Annotated in this window: 13 protein-coding genes and 1 pseudogene; 4 read left to right on the top strand and 10 right to left on the bottom strand. The window is 65.7% G+C overall.

The genetic code is table 11. The annotated features are described in order from the left end of the window. Positions 1-76 precede the first annotated feature (76 nt). The gene (locus tag J5M67_RS22840; RefSeq protein WP_207887598.1) at positions 77-256 is read left to right on the top strand and encodes a hypothetical protein; all 180 of its coding nucleotides are present in this window, start codon (positions 77-79) and stop codon (positions 254-256) included. A 181-nt stretch (positions 257-437) separates the two neighbouring features. After that, the gene (locus J5M67_RS22835; RefSeq protein WP_207887597.1) at positions 438-1,112 is read left to right on the top strand and encodes a polysaccharide lyase family 7 protein; all 675 of its coding nucleotides are present in this window, start codon (positions 438-440) and stop codon (positions 1,110-1,112) included. A gap of 247 nt (positions 1,113-1,359) precedes the next feature. Here J5M67_RS22835 and J5M67_RS22830 read toward each other — a convergent pair whose 3' ends face one another. From J5M67_RS22830 to J5M67_RS22785, 10 genes are all read right to left on the bottom strand, one after another. Further along, positions 1,360-2,316, bottom strand: a complete 957-nt coding sequence (locus tag J5M67_RS22830; protein ID WP_207887596.1) for an NTP transferase domain-containing protein — start codon at positions 2,314-2,316, stop codon at positions 1,360-1,362. Between the two features lie 167 nt (positions 2,317-2,483). Continuing rightward, positions 2,484-3,986 carry an aldehyde dehydrogenase gene (locus tag J5M67_RS22825; protein ID WP_207887595.1) on the bottom strand — a complete coding sequence of 501 codons (1,503 nt, stop codon included), beginning with the start codon at positions 3,984-3,986 and terminating at the stop codon, positions 2,484-2,486. A 16-nt stretch (positions 3,987-4,002) separates the two neighbouring features. Then, the gene (locus J5M67_RS22820) at positions 4,003-5,037 is read right to left on the bottom strand and encodes an aminoglycoside phosphotransferase family protein (protein ID WP_207887594.1); all 1,035 of its coding nucleotides are present in this window, start codon (positions 5,035-5,037) and stop codon (positions 4,003-4,005) included. A 4-nt stretch (positions 5,038-5,041) separates the two neighbouring features. Continuing rightward, positions 5,042-5,386, bottom strand: coding sequence for a cupin domain-containing protein (locus J5M67_RS22815; protein WP_207887593.1), 345 nt, complete (start codon positions 5,384-5,386; stop codon positions 5,042-5,044). Between the two features lie 94 nt (positions 5,387-5,480). Next, positions 5,481-5,861 (bottom strand): cupin domain-containing protein, encoded by a 381-nt coding sequence (locus J5M67_RS22810; protein WP_207887592.1) that lies wholly within the window; start codon positions 5,859-5,861, stop codon positions 5,481-5,483. Then, positions 5,854-7,155: a glycosyltransferase gene (locus J5M67_RS22805; RefSeq protein WP_207887591.1), complete on the bottom strand. Its 1,302-nt coding sequence runs from the start codon at positions 7,153-7,155 to the stop codon at positions 5,854-5,856. Before J5M67_RS22805 ends, J5M67_RS22810 begins: the two co-directional genes overlap by 8 nt. 34 nt (positions 7,156-7,189) lie before the next feature. Next, positions 7,190-8,269 (bottom strand): ABC transporter ATP-binding protein, encoded by a 1,080-nt coding sequence (locus J5M67_RS22800; RefSeq protein WP_207887590.1) that lies wholly within the window; start codon positions 8,267-8,269, stop codon positions 7,190-7,192. Next, positions 8,262-9,068 (bottom strand): ABC transporter permease, encoded by an 807-nt coding sequence (locus tag J5M67_RS22795; protein ID WP_207887589.1) that lies wholly within the window; start codon positions 9,066-9,068, stop codon positions 8,262-8,264. Before J5M67_RS22795 ends, J5M67_RS22800 begins: the two co-directional genes overlap by 8 nt. Next, positions 9,061-9,933, bottom strand: a complete 873-nt coding sequence (locus tag J5M67_RS22790) for an ABC transporter permease (RefSeq protein WP_207887588.1) — start codon at positions 9,931-9,933, stop codon at positions 9,061-9,063. The genes J5M67_RS22795 and J5M67_RS22790 overlap by 8 nt, the downstream gene beginning before the upstream one ends. A 183-nt stretch (positions 9,934-10,116) precedes the next feature. After that, the gene (locus J5M67_RS22785) at positions 10,117-11,166 is read right to left on the bottom strand and encodes a spermidine/putrescine ABC transporter substrate-binding protein (RefSeq protein ID WP_207887587.1); all 1,050 of its coding nucleotides are present in this window, start codon (positions 11,164-11,166) and stop codon (positions 10,117-10,119) included. 189 nt (positions 11,167-11,355) lie between these two features. Between J5M67_RS22785 and J5M67_RS22780 the strand changes: the two genes are divergently transcribed. Beyond that, a complete protein-coding gene (locus J5M67_RS22780; protein WP_207887586.1) occupies positions 11,356-12,288 on the top strand; it encodes a GntR family transcriptional regulator in 933 nt (310 codons plus the stop codon). A gap of 82 nt (positions 12,289-12,370) precedes the next feature. Further along, positions 12,371-13,151, top strand: a pseudogene (locus tag J5M67_RS22775) (glycosyl transferase family 1); the annotation flags it as partial.

Below are 13,151 nucleotides of genomic sequence, written 5' to 3'. Positions count from 1 at the left end.
CGCCGAGACAGCGAGAGTCGCTATCATTTGCGGCCTGTGCGCCATTTTGTGCGTGTTTCTCCGCTGTCGCTTTGCCATGAATGAATTCCTAGTCCACTTTCAGGACGGTCACTGCCTGGGCAAGACCGTGCTTCGCTCGTTCTCCCGCCACATGACCCTCTCCGAAGCTCGCGTGCGCCTGCAGGCCTGTTACCCGCTGCGCGTCCCGCACCTGCTGAACATCCTGCACCTCACCCCGATGCTGCCCGGCCGCTGAGGCCAGCCCTGCAGATTTCTCCACCTTTTTTGCCTGCCGATACGCTCCGGTTGTGGTGGATGCTGCTCGCGCCGATTTCACCGAGCACCGCGCCCACTGCGACCGCTCGGCCGAAAAATCGAAACAGGCTCCTCTGCGCCGGTCAAAGCCAGCACCCATAGACCCGTGAAGGAGTGCCGGCATGAACGTGAACATCGACAACCTCAATATCGCGCTGCCAGTGGGAAAGACGCCCACCGACACGCTGGCTATTGAGGTTCCCGGTCCAGTGGCTCTGGCGGAGTATCCAGATCTGGTCACCCGACTGCCGGACGGCAGCCTGCAGCTCACCGCGCCGACCAGGGGAGCGGCGAGCAAGAGCGTCCATCGGACCCGCTGCGAATGGAAGGAGCCCATCTACTGGAGCCTGACCGGCGCCACCGAGCACGTGAATCACCAACTGATGAAGGTGACCCAGGTGAACTCGGCGCAGAAGGTAGTGGTGGCGCAGATGCACGTGAAGAACGATGACAGCCCGCTGCTCAAAGTGTTCTGGCAGAAAGGCAAGCTGACCATGGGCTTTCGCCAGAACTTCAACCAGACCACTCCGGTGAACAGTACGGTGCTGGACAACGTGCCGCTTGGCGCGGACTTCGACATCCTGATACTGGCCACGTCCAGCCTCATGCTCAGCGTGCAGGCCAGCTGCAACGGTCGCACCTCCAGCGTGCCCACGATGCCGCTCGACGCCAGCTGGGCGGCGCAGACCTTCGACTTCCATGGCGGGGTGTACAACCAGGTGGACTTCAGCGACACCACGCTGGCCACCGATGCCTCGGTGTGCGTAATCAAGGATCTGCAGATCTGGCATATCTGAGAGCAGGTCAGGTTGGCGATCTGCGGCCGCCAGCGCGAACGGAGTCCATTCCTAGGTGTGCGTGACCCGTTCTTGTAGGAGCGGGCCATGCCCGCGATTCGCGCCCACGGGGCGCTCCTACGGGGAGGATTGGCGCCGGGATCAGTTCGCGAGCAAGCTCGCTCCTACAAAAGCGCGTCTTGTGGATTGGCTTTTGTAGGAGCGGATCTTATCCGCAATACGGTGCCACACCGGCGCGATGGCGGAGTCAGGAGGCGAGTGCCGATATCTCCGCATCGCGCTCCAGACTGACCGCCTCCAGCCGGCTGAACGCTGGCACCCTGACGCCGGCAGCCACCCGCACACCGGGGCCGAACACCACGCAGGGCTCCACCAGCACATCGGCAGCCAGCTCGGTGTCGGCACTGAAGTACACCGACTGCGCATCCGCCAGGGTCACCCCGGCACGCATCGCCTGCTGGCGGCGGCGACGCTGGAACACCTGCTCGGCAGCGTGCAGTTGCTCGCGGTCGTTGACGCCGAGGATGTCTTCCTCCTCCACCTCCACCGCCGTCACCTTGAGCCCGGCACGGTTCGCCACTTCCACCGCGTCGGTCAGGTAGTACTCGCCCTGGGCGTTGGCATTGCCGATGCGTTCCAGCAGCCAAAGGCAGTGATCGGCACGCAGCCCCATTACCCCGCCGTTGCACAAGCGCACCTGCAATTCCTCCGCCGTGCAATCCTTGGCTTCGCGAATGGCGCGCAGATGGCCATCTTCCACCAGCAACCGGCCGTAGCCGCCTGGCCGCTCGGTGGTGAAGCCCGCCACTGCCACCGCCGCCCCGTCGATCAAGGCGGCGCGCAGCCTGGCAAGGGTTTCGACGCTCACCAGCGGCGAGTCGCCGAACAGCACCAGCACGCAGCCTTCGTTGTGCTCCTCCAGCGCCGCGCGCGCCGCCAGCAGCGCATGGGCGGTGCCCAGGCGTTCGCGCTGGACGAAACGGCGCGCCCCTGGCGCCTGGCGCATCAGGTAGTCAGCCACCGCCGGCGTGTCCGGCCCCTGCACCACCGCCACCTGGTCCACCCGCGCGGCTTCGCAGGTGGCCAGCACATGGCCGAGCAGCGGCCGGTGGCCGACGCAATGCATCACCTTGGGCAGCGACGAGCGCATGCGCGTGCCCTGTCCGGCGGCAAGAATCACCGCCAGAGTCGAATAGTTATTCATAGGCCCTCCTCGGCGCCTGTCCGGAATCGAGCCAGGTCGTGCCGCGGCGCCATGGGTGCGCCGCGGCGGCTCGAAAAAAACGGGCGCTGATTTATCACAGGCCAATCGCAGCACCTCTCGGGGATGCGACGGCCTGCACGCGCCCTGATGGAACCTTGAACCGGTTCTCAGCCCTGGTAGAACACGTCGTCGGCGTAGGGGTACCACCAGGAGTGGAGCTGCGGCTGGTGATCGATGATCACCATCTTCGAGCGACGGAAGGCGTCCAGGCCCTGGCGGCCCAGCTCGCGGCCGACGCCGGACATCTTCGAGCCACCGAACGGCAGCGCGTCGTTGTCGATCAGCGGGTTGTTGACCCAGACCATGCCTGCTTCCAGCCGCTCGGAGGCTTCCATGACCTCCGCCAGATCGGTGGAGAACAGGCAGGCGCCGAGGCCGAACGGCGAGTCATTGGCCAGCTGCAGCGCCTCCTCGAAGTCCTTGACCTTGCGGATGGCCGCCACCGGTCCAAAGATCTCCTCGTGGCAGATGTCCATGTCGGCGGTGACGCCGGTGAGGATGGTCGGCTCGTAGAACCAGCCGACCGGGTTCGCCGGCGGGATACGCCCGCCACAGACGACGGTCGCCCCCTTGGCCACCGCATCGTTCACCAGGCGGATCACCTTGTCGCGCGCAGCCTCGCTGACCAGCGGGCCGATCTCGCTGCGTTCCAGACCGTGACCGATGCGCAGCTTGCGGGTGCGCTCGGCGAAACGGGCGACGAACTCATCGTGAATGTCCTCGACCACATAGAAGCGTTCGGCCGAGGTGCAGATCTGCCCGGTCAGGTGGAAGGCGGCGGTCACCGAGCCGGCGGCGGCGATGTCCAGCGGTGCGTGCTTGCTGATGATCATCGGGTCGCTGCCACCGGCCTCGATGACTGCCGGCTTCATCCGCTCAGCGCAGGTGCGGGCAACCGCCTGGCCGGCGGCCACGCTGCCGGTGAAGGCGACGGCGTGGGTGCGCTCGGACTGCACCAGCAGCTGGGCGGTCAGGGCGTCGCCCGGCACGCAGGAAACCAGGCCTGCCGGCAGCACACGGAAGTGCTCCATGAACTTCAGCGTGCACAGGGTGGTGCCTTCGGCCGGCTTGACGATGCAGGCGTTGCCGGCGGCCAGCGACGCGGCCACCGTCCAGCAGATCAGCAGGATCGGGAAGTTGAACGGCAGGATGTGGACGCTGACGCCATAGGGGTCGTAGCGCATGTGCTGGAAGGAGCCAAGCTGGGTGGTGCCGGCGATCTTGCCGGCATCGTCCCGGGCCATTTCCGCGAAGTAGCGGAAGATCGGCGGGCAGTTGGCCAGCTCACCCATGGCCTCGGGGAACGGCTTGCCCATTTCCAGGGTCAGCAGCCGCGCCACTTCGCGCTTGAGGGCCTCGTCCCGTTCCATCGAGTCGGCCAGGCGATGCAGCAGCGTGGAGCGGGTCTTGGCGTCCACCTGGCGCCAGTCCTTGTGCGCCGTGTTGGCGGCGTCGATGGCGGCTTCCACGTCGTCCTGCTCGCACAGCGCGATGCTGCCGACCTGCTGCAAGGTGGCCGGGTCGATGTTGTGGCGCACGCGGCGGGTCACCGGGGCCCGGTAGTCAGGGTTGATGAACAGCATGGGGGTATCGCAGGTGAAAGTGGTCATGGCATTTCCTTGAATGTCAGAGGATTGGTTCGCGCAAGGCATCCAGGGCGGCGGCGGGAAGCTCGTCGCGCCAGGGCACCAGGTTGCAATCGAGGAAGTCACGCAATGGATGCAGCGCCGGCCTGTCCAGCGCCTCGCGGAACAGGCGCAGCACACGTGGCAGGTGATCGAGGTAGCCGAGCTTGCCGTCTCGCCGTGCCAGGCGGACGAAGATGCCCAGCACCTTGGCGTGACGTTGCGCGGCCAGCGCCTGGTAGTCGGCCATGAAGCGGCGGCCATCGACTTCCGGGCGCTGGTCCAGGTAGTGCGTCAGCAGCGACGCCCGCAGCGCCTCGGGCACATCGCGGCGGGCGTCTTCGAGCAGGGACATCAGGTCATAGGCGGGTGAGCCACACAGGGCATCCTGGAAATCCAGCAGGCCGCAGGCGGCGACACCTTCCCTGCCCTCCAGCAGCATCAGGTTGTCGACGTGGTAGTCGCGCAGCACCAGCACCTCGCGGCACAGGGCGACTTCGCGGCACGCCGTGGCGAAGGCATCGAGGTAGGCCCCGCGCAGTCGCGCTGCAGCCTGCTCGCCAACCAGCAACGGCGCGTACCAGTCGATGAACAGTGCCGCCTCCTCGTCCAGCTTCCGGCCGTCATAGGCCGGCACGCCATCGGCGGCCTGGGGGCCGGCCCGATGCAGGCGCACCAGCGCATCCACGGCGAGGCGATACAGCGCCTCCTCGTCATGGCCGGTGGCGAGCAACCGGGTGTAGGTGGCATGACCGAAGTCCTCCACCAGCGCCAGGCCCAGTTCGATATCCGAGGCCAGCACCTTCGGCGCCGACAGCCCGCAGCCGCGCAGCAGGTGCGCCACCCGCAGGTAGGGCGCCAGCGGCTCGGCGCCGGGCGGCGAATCCATCAGCAGCAGGCCCTGCCCTTCCAGGCGGAAGTAGCGCCGCGCCGAGGCGTCCGCCGGCAGCGCGTGCAGGCGCTGGCCGGCATGGCCGCAGCCTGCGAGAAACATCTCGCGGGCGGCGGCACGGTGGGTTTCCAGAGTCAGGCTCATGGCATCACCGAATCATGTAGACCTTTTTCACCGTCTCGTGGACGGTGCACACGCCCTTCCAGTCCTTGGGGAAGAAGGCCGCAGTGTCCGGGGTGATCTCGATCACCTCGCCGGACTCATGCACATAGGTGCAGCGGCCTTCGAGGAAATGACAGAACTCGTCGCTGGTGACATGGCAGAACCACTTGCCCGGCGTGCAGTGCCAGATGCCGCATTCGGACTGGCCTTCGGGCCCCTTGTGCAGGACCACGCCGCTGACGTGGGACTCGCCTTCGAGCATGGTCGGGATCACGCCCCAGTCCTTGAGTTCGGTGACCTGCAGCGGGCGGTGGATTACGGGGGGCTTCATTGTTCACTCCTGTTTACAAGCTCGGACTCTCGCGCCGAGCTCTTGTAGGGCGGATAACCGCTTGCGGTTATCCGCCGATGGGCTTGGGTGGCAATCACGCCAGCATGTAGAGATTGCGGAGGGTGCTGTGCACGGTGCATTCGCCTGTCCAGCCGGCCGGGAACAGCACCAGGGTGTCGGCCTCCACCTCGATCACCTCGCCCTCGTCGGAGCGATAGGTGGCGCGGCCGGCTACGAAGTGGCACAGCTCGTCACGGGGGATCGACAGCCGCCAGCGGCCGGGAGTGCAGACCCACAGGCCGGTCTCGGGGCTGTTGTTCGGCCCCTTGAACAGCAGGCGGCCGCTGGAGTGCGAGGCGCCTTCGAGGGCGTCGGACTGCACGCCCCAGTCCACCAGGTCGTCGTAGTCGCGGGCGCCGCGGATGTGCGGTGCAGTGGACTCTCCATTGAAGAACGCAGCCTTGAACTCAGGCATGGTTCACCGCCTTGCCGGCGATGAGCCGGTCGAGGATGCGCGCCGCATCTTCAGGGCCCTTGCGCGAACGCATGTAGTCGCTGGTGCGCGCCAGTCGCTCGCGCATCAGTTCGTCGCCCAGCAGCTGGGCGAGGTTCCGCGCCAGGTCTTCCTCGCTCCAGTCGTAGCGGTCCATGCGCAGGCCGTGACCGCTTTCCTGGGCGCGCATGGCGTTGTCGTGGCCGTCCCAGACGTAGGGCATGACGATGGCGGGTTTGCCGAAGAACAGGCACTCGGTGAAGCTGTTGTTGCCTCCGTGGTGGATCACCGCGTCGACCTGGGCGATCACCGAGGGCTGCGGGTACCAGTTGGAGACGATCACGTTGTCCGGTAGGTCGGTGTACTTCTCCACGTGCTCGCCGACGTTGAACAAGGCGCGATACGGCAGCTTGCCGACGGCGGCGACCAGGCGCTTGAGCAGGTCGACGTCGCCCGAGCCGAGGCTGCCGAAGCTGACATACAGCAGCGGCTTGTCGTTGTTCGCCTTGAACGGCGGGATGTCATACGGCTTGTCGGTGCGCACGCAGCCCTGCAGGTAATGGAACTGCCGGGCCGGCAGCGGATGGCGGCGCTCGAACTTCACCGGGTCCGGGTAGAGCAGCAGGTTCATGTAGGGCGACTCTTCGAAGAACACGCCCAGCGGATACGGCCGCTCGCCGCACTGGGAGAGGAAGTCGTTGAAGTCGGCATGGATGGGCGCGATCACTTCCTCGAAGCGCTTCTGGAAGCGCGCGTGACCGGCCTTGTCGTCCACGCTCATGCCCGACAGGTACGGCGGGATGTCCGGGTCGTGCACCTCGTTCTCCGAGCAGGAGATGATGCGCACCCAGGGCTTGCCGTACTGCTTGATGGCCGGGAAGAGAATCACGTTGTCGACGCAGATCAGGTCCGGCTTGATCTTGTCGAGGATCGCCGGCAGATCCTTCTGCGCCCACTTGGCGGTGGAGACGATGGCCTCCCAGCACTCCTTCACGTAGTTGTCGAGCTGGTCGATGGGCGCCTTGCGGAAGTTGGGGATGTGGCCGTTGATGAAGTCGGTCCAGTAGCGCGCCATCTCCTCGGCCGGCATCGGCTCGGACATGTTCACGTAGTGCTCCTCGAAGCCGTAGGCCGAGTAGACCCCGGTCATGCCCGGGTCGGTGAGGAACACCGCCTTGTGTCCCAGCGCCTCGCAGGCCTGGGCGATGCCGACCGAGTTGAGGGCCGGGCCGTAGGCGGCCTCGGGGAAGAATGCGATGACTTTGCGTTCACTCATGGTGCTCTCCTGTAGGTCTTGTTGTTCTAGGCAGTCAGTGAGTCAGCACGCGGGCATGCCGCGCATCCCAGCCCAGGCGCACCGGCATGCCGGCGGCAAGACGCAAGAAGTCGTAGTCCGAAGACGGCACGCGGACGATCAGCGGCTTGCTGGACAGCGCCGTGTTCACGTGCAGGTTGGTGTCCAGGCCGTGGTAGGCCACTTCGGCCACCTCACCCTGGATCTGGTTGTCGGTGGCGGGCGTGGCGTCGGTAATCACCCGCAGGCGTTCCGGGCGCAGGGCCAGGGTCACGCTTTCCGGGCTCGATTCGGCGGTGGTTTCGATATGGAGCACCTGATCGCCCGCCTGCAGGCGGTTGGTGCCCACGCGGCGGCCGTCGATCAGGTTGCTGACGCCGATGAAGTCGGCGACGAAGCGGTTGCCCGGGTTCTCGTACAGCTCGCTCGGGCTGCCGCACTGGCAGACCTTGCCGTCGCGCAGCACCGCCATGCGGTCGGACATCACCAGGGCCTCTTCCTGGTCGTGGGTGACCATGATGAAGGTGATGCCGCTCTCGTGCTGCAGGCGCTTGAGTTCCAGCTGCATCTTCTCGCGCAGCTTCTTGTCCAGCGCGCCGAGCGGTTCGTCCAGCAGCAGCACGCGCGGGCGCTTGACCAGCGCGCGGGCCAGGGCCACGCGCTGGCGCTGGCCGCCGGAGAGCTGGTCCGGACGGCGGTTGGCCAGTTGGCCGAGCTGCGCGGTTTCCAGCACCTGGTCCACCCGCTGGCGAATCTCGCTGGCCGGCAGCTTCTCCATCTCCAGGCCGTAGGCGATGTTGCTGCGCACGGTCATGTTGGGGAACAGCGCGTAGGACTGGAACATCAGGTTCAGCGGCCGCTTGTTCGGCGGCAGCGGCGAGATGTCCTGGCCGCCGAGGTAGATGGCGCCAGATGTGGGCGTCTCGAATCCGGCGATCATCCGCATCAGGGTGGTCTTGCCGCAGCCGGAGGGGCCCAGCAGCGCGAAGAACTCGTTCTCGCGGATCGCCAGGGAAACCTGGTCCACGGCGGTCATACCCTCGCCATAGGATTTGCTCACCTGGTCCAGCACGAGCAGGTCGGAAGACTTATTCATGGGCTTTGGGCACCTTGTTCAGACGTTGGGAAGCGAACAGCGCGGTGAAGCTGACCAGCATCACCAGGGTGGCGAGGGCGTTGATCTCGGGGGTCACGCCGAAGCGGATCATCGAGTAGATCTGCATCGGCAGCGTGGTGGAGGCGCTGCCGGAGCCGGCGTTGAAGAAGGCGATGATGAATTCGTCCACCGACAGGGTGAACGCCAGCAGCCCGCCCGCCAGCACGCCGGGGAAGATCGCCGGCAGCAGCACCCGGCGCGCGGTGGTGAACCAGCCGGCGCCCAGGTCGATGCTGGCTTCGAGGATCGAGTAGTCGAAGTGCTTGAGCCGGGTGCGCACCACCGCGCAGACGAAGGCGATGTTGAACACCACGTGGCTGAGGATGATGGAGTGCAGCCCCAGGCTCATCTTCAGCAGGTTGAAGAAGCTCAGCAGCGCGATGGCCAGCACGATGTCGGGGATGATCATCGGCGCCATCAGCAGGGTGTCGGCGAGATTGCCGCCCTTCTTGCCGCCGCTGCTGCGCGAGCGCATTTCCACGCCCAGGGCGAGCAGCGTACCGAGCAGGCAGGCGATGAAGGTCGAGGTCAGCGCGACGATCAGGGTGTTCAGCGCGGCGTGCTGGATCGAGGCATTGGCCAGCAGTTTGGCGTACCACTTCAGCGAGGCGCCGCCCCAGGCGGTGGGCAGGCCGCTGGCGTTGAACGACAGCAGGATCAGCACCAGGATCGGTACATAAAGGAAGGCATACACCAGCCAGAGGTGCGCACCGAGGGCGATACCGGAAGAGTTACGCATGGTTTTCGCCCTCCGCGCCCTGGGCCCGGCGCGAAACCAGGGCCTGGATGAACAGCAGGAGCAACATGATGCCGATCAGGAAGAAGCTCAGTGCCGAGCCGAAGGGCCAGTCCCGCGCGGTGAGGAACTGCGCGTAGATCAGGTTGCCGACCATCTGCACCTGCTTGCCGCCGAGCAGGTCGGCGGTGATGAAGTTGCCGATCGACAGCACGAAGACGAACACCGCGCCCGCCGCCACGCCGGGTACCGAGAGTGGCAGGATGATCCGGCGGAAGGTGGTCCAGCCGGAGGCGCCCAGGTCCCGCGAGGCTTCCCACAGTTCGTTGTCGATGCGCGACAGGGAGCTGTAGATGGCCAGGATGACGAAGGGGATGTAGTTGTAGACCAGCCCCAGCACCACGGTGGCGTCGGTGTAGAGCAGGTTGATCGGCTCGCCGCTGTAGCCCAGCAGGCTGAACAGCCGGTTGAGCAGGCCCTCGCGGTTGAGCAGGACGATCCACGCATAGGTGCGGATCAGGTAGTTGCTCCAGAACGGCAGCATCACCAGGAACAGGTACACCCCCTGCCGACGCGGCGTGGCTCGGGTGATGGCGTAGGCCGCCGGGTAGCCGATCAGCACCGCGAAGAGCATCGCCAGACCGGCGATCTTCGCCGAGCGCAGGAGGATGTCGAGGTACAGCGGGTCCACCGCGCGGCGGTAGTTTTCCCAGGTGAACACATAGTCGATGCCGCCGTAGGCACCGCGTTCGAGGAAGCTGTAGAGCAATACCAGCAGGCACGGCAGCAGCAGGAACAGGGCCAGCCAGCCCAGACCGGGCGCGAGCAGCCAGGCCGACAGTTTTCGGTCGGCGGACAAAGCGGTCATGCGTAGTTCCCCCAACCCCGCGAGGCGAGGTGGTTCAGGGTTGTCGTATTGGGTGTGTTTCCGGGGCGCGCGAGCTAGAGCGAGGCCAGTTGAGAACAAGCGCGGGCGCGGAGTTTAGGCCGCTAAATGAGCAAGCCCGCGCTTGTTCTCAACGCCGCATCGCCGACGCGCAGCCGGCCCGGCCTACTGCGCCGCCATGATTTCCGTCACGGCGCGGGTATAGGCCTTCTGCGTGGACCCGCCGACGTCACGCAACTGCTGCTGCTTGACCAGCTCGGCCGGCGTGGTGGTGAGGTTCGGGTACTTGGCCAGCAGCTCGGGCTTGAGCGTCGCCATCGCCGCCTGGTTGGGTACCTTGTAGAGGATGTTCTCCGCGACCCACGCGTGGTTGGCCGGTTCGAGCATGTAGTTGATGAAGCGGTAGGCCGCCTCGGGGTTCTTCGAGCTTTTCAGCACCACCATGGTGTCCACCCAGAGGTCGGAGCCCTCCTTGGGCACGACGAACTTGATCGCGTCGTTGGCCTGGGTGCCGTAGTTGCACCAGCCGTCCCAGGCGTGGGCCATCAGCGCTTCGCCGGAAGCCAGCTTGGAGTAGAAGGTGGTGTCGTCGAAGGACAGCAGGCGCTTCTTGGTGGTGATCAACTGGTCGCGCACCGCGTTGATCTGGTCCGGGTTGCCGTCGTTCACCGACCAGCCGTTGGCGAGGAAGCCCGCGCCCAGCAGCCAGCGGTCGGTGGCGAGCATGGTGGTCTTGCCCTTGAGCGCATCGGACGGTTTGAGCAGGTCGTTCCAGCTCGACGGAGTCGGGCTGACCTTGTCCGAGCGGTAGCAGATGCCGGTGGTACCCCAGGTGTAGGGCACTGAGAAGTGGTTGCCCGGGTCGTACTCGAGCTTCTGCGCTTCGGGGTAGAGGTTCTTGAGATTCGGCACCTTGCCCGGATCGATGTCGGCAAGCAGGCCCTGCTTGTGCAGGATCTCGGCGAAAGGAGAGGAAACGAACACCACGTCGTAACCTTCGCCGCCGGAGGCCATGAGCTTGCCCATGATCTCCTCGTTGGTGGCGTGGAGCGACTTGTCGGCTTCAAGGCCCGTGGCCTTCTGGAACTTCTCGAGGGCATCCGGGGCCATGTAGCCGTCCCAGATGGAGATCACGAGATCCTTGGCGCTGGCGGTGGTGGCCGACAACGTAAGCGCGAGGGTGGCCCCCGCGTAGAGCATGGTCTTCAGCTTCATGTTGCGCACCTAACGATGGTTGTTGTTGTTTCGAAGGCAGCGGATCGAAAAAGCGTGTTACATGTCTTTTTTTCAAAATAAAAACCGAACGACTGGCGAAGTCAACAACTTCCTGCATCCTTGTTGCACCACCCGCCCTGTGGCATAAGGGGCTCGCATCGCTGAAACCCCTGTCGGAGAGAGAACGGTTTGAGCAAGGACACCGAAAAAAAACCGCGTACCAATCATCTGGAACTCGCCCGACGGATCATCGAGCACGCCCAGGACAATGGCCTGGGTGATGGCGACGCGCTGTCCGAGCAGCAACTGGCGCGCACCTTCGGCGTGTCGCGTACATTGATCCGCGCCGGTCTCGACCTGCTGCTGGAGCAGCAACTGGTGGCCCACGAGCCGGGCAAGGGCTATCGCCTGTGCGCCGACCCGTCCGCCCGGGTACTCGGCCCCGCCCTGCCCCAGGCCGAGGAACAGGCGCTGGCCGCCTCCGTATTGCGTGACCGCATGGCCGGCCGGCTAGGCAATAGCCTCAGCGCCAGCGAGCTGATACGCCGCTACGACATCAACCGTGCCGCCGCGCAGAAGGTGCTGGCGCAGCTCAGCGAAGACCAGGTGCTGGAACGTGGCGCCGGGCAGAGCTGGTCGTTCCGCCCGCTGCTGAACAACCTCGCGGCGCTGGAAGACAGCCTGCGCTATCGCCTGATCCTGGAACCCGAAGCGCTGCTCGCCGCTGGCTTCGACCCCGACCTGGCGCGCCTGGCGCTGCTGCGCGGGGCCATGGAGGAACTGCTGGCGGCGCCCATCGAGCGCTTCGACGTGGCGCAGTTCCGCGAGCTGGACATCAGCTTCCACGAGCTGATCGCCCTGGGCTGCGGCAACCGCTTCGTCGGCGATGCGCTGTTGCAGCACCAGCGCCTGCGCCGGCTGCCCAACCTGTTGCCGATGGTCAGCGTGCACCGCCTGCAGGAAGCGCTGCGCGAGCATTTGCGGATCATCGAGCAGATCGAGCGCGGCCAGCTGGAAGTCGCCGCCGACCTGATGCGACTGCACCTGCGGCTGTCCGCGGCGCAGCGTCCGCAGACGGCCAATCGCGGAATTCCGCAATCACCGGCGGCTGCCCGCCGATAATTTTTTCATTCTCGGTGTTTTTTTTATCGAAAAAAGGCACTATCCATTTTACGCAGTGCCCGCTCGATCGTGGATGTGCCCCATGACGCAAAGAACCAGAACCATCGCCTTCTTCCCTGAAGCCAGCTTCGGCGCCGCGCTGAACTGCATCGGCATCGCCCAGGCGCTGCGCGACCTCGGCGCGCGCCCGGTGTTCATCTGCCATTCGCACTTCCAGGGCATCTTTGCCGAGTACGGTTTCGCCGAGTACCCGCTGCAACTGGATTCGCCGCTGTCCGCCGCCGACCACCAGCACTACTGGGAGCGCTTCATCGAGCGCAACGTGCCCTACTTCGACCAGACGCCGCTGGCGCAGATCGACAGTTACGTGGCGCCGGCCTGGGAAGCCATCATCGATACCGCCATCGAGTCGGAAAAGCCGCTGCAGCAACTGCTTGCCCGCCTGAAACCGGACGCCATCGTGCTGGACAACGTGGTCGCCTTCCCGGCCATCGCCGCCGCCGGCTGCCCCTGGGTGCGCATGGTTTCCTGCGCCGAGACTGAACTGCCGGACCTGGCCGTGCCGCCCTACCTGTCCGGGGCCAGCAGCAGCGATCCCGAGGCCTGCGCAACCTTCCGCGAGCACTACCTGCAGGCGGTGAAACCCACCCACGAGCGCTTCGCCCGCTTCCTCGCCGAGTGCGGGCATCCCGCCCTGCCCCCCGGCCAGTTCCTCGAGGACTCGCCCTGGCTGAACCTGCTGCTGTCACCGACGCCGATGCGCTACCCGCGCAGAACCCCGCTGCCGGCCGAACGCTACCTGTACCTGGACGGCTGCGTGCGCAGCGAGGCGCCCTACATCCCGCCGCAGTTCCCCCGGCACG

It is taken from the genome of Pseudomonas sp. 30_B (assembly GCF_017491605.1).
Classification (GTDB): domain Bacteria; phylum Pseudomonadota; class Gammaproteobacteria; order Pseudomonadales; family Pseudomonadaceae; genus Pseudomonas.
The sequence above is the reverse complement of the archived record's forward strand: the minus strand, read 5'-3'. Positions and strand labels throughout refer to the sequence as shown.

Coding starts and splice junctions, on each gene's coding strand:
- J5M67_RS22810 (WP_207887592.1), bottom strand. CDS start 5,861: ATGCCTGAGTTCAAGGCTGCGTTCTTCAATGGAGAGTCCACTGCACCG.
- J5M67_RS22805 (WP_207887591.1), bottom strand. CDS start 7,155: ATGAGTGAACGCAAAGTCATCGCATTCTTCCCCGAGGCCGCCTACGGC.
- J5M67_RS22830 (WP_207887596.1), bottom strand. CDS start 2,316: ATGAATAACTATTCGACTCTGGCGGTGATTCTTGCCGCCGGACAGGGC.
- J5M67_RS22825 (WP_207887595.1), bottom strand. CDS start 3,986: ATGACCACTTTCACCTGCGATACCCCCATGCTGTTCATCAACCCTGAC.
- J5M67_RS22840 (WP_207887598.1), top strand. CDS start 77: ATGAATGAATTCCTAGTCCACTTTCAGGACGGTCACTGCCTGGGCAAG.
- J5M67_RS22785 (WP_207887587.1), bottom strand. CDS start 11,166: ATGAAGCTGAAGACCATGCTCTACGCGGGGGCCACCCTCGCGCTTACG.
- J5M67_RS22790 (WP_207887588.1), bottom strand. CDS start 9,933: ATGACCGCTTTGTCCGCCGACCGAAAACTGTCGGCCTGGCTGCTCGCG.
- J5M67_RS22795 (WP_207887589.1), bottom strand. CDS start 9,068: ATGCGTAACTCTTCCGGTATCGCCCTCGGTGCGCACCTCTGGCTGGTG.
- J5M67_RS22835 (WP_207887597.1), top strand. CDS start 438: ATGAACGTGAACATCGACAACCTCAATATCGCGCTGCCAGTGGGAAAG.
- J5M67_RS22800 (WP_207887590.1), bottom strand. CDS start 8,269: ATGAATAAGTCTTCCGACCTGCTCGTGCTGGACCAGGTGAGCAAATCC.
- J5M67_RS22820 (WP_207887594.1), bottom strand. CDS start 5,037: ATGAGCCTGACTCTGGAAACCCACCGTGCCGCCGCCCGCGAGATGTTT.
- J5M67_RS22815 (WP_207887593.1), bottom strand. CDS start 5,386: ATGAAGCCCCCCGTAATCCACCGCCCGCTGCAGGTCACCGAACTCAAG.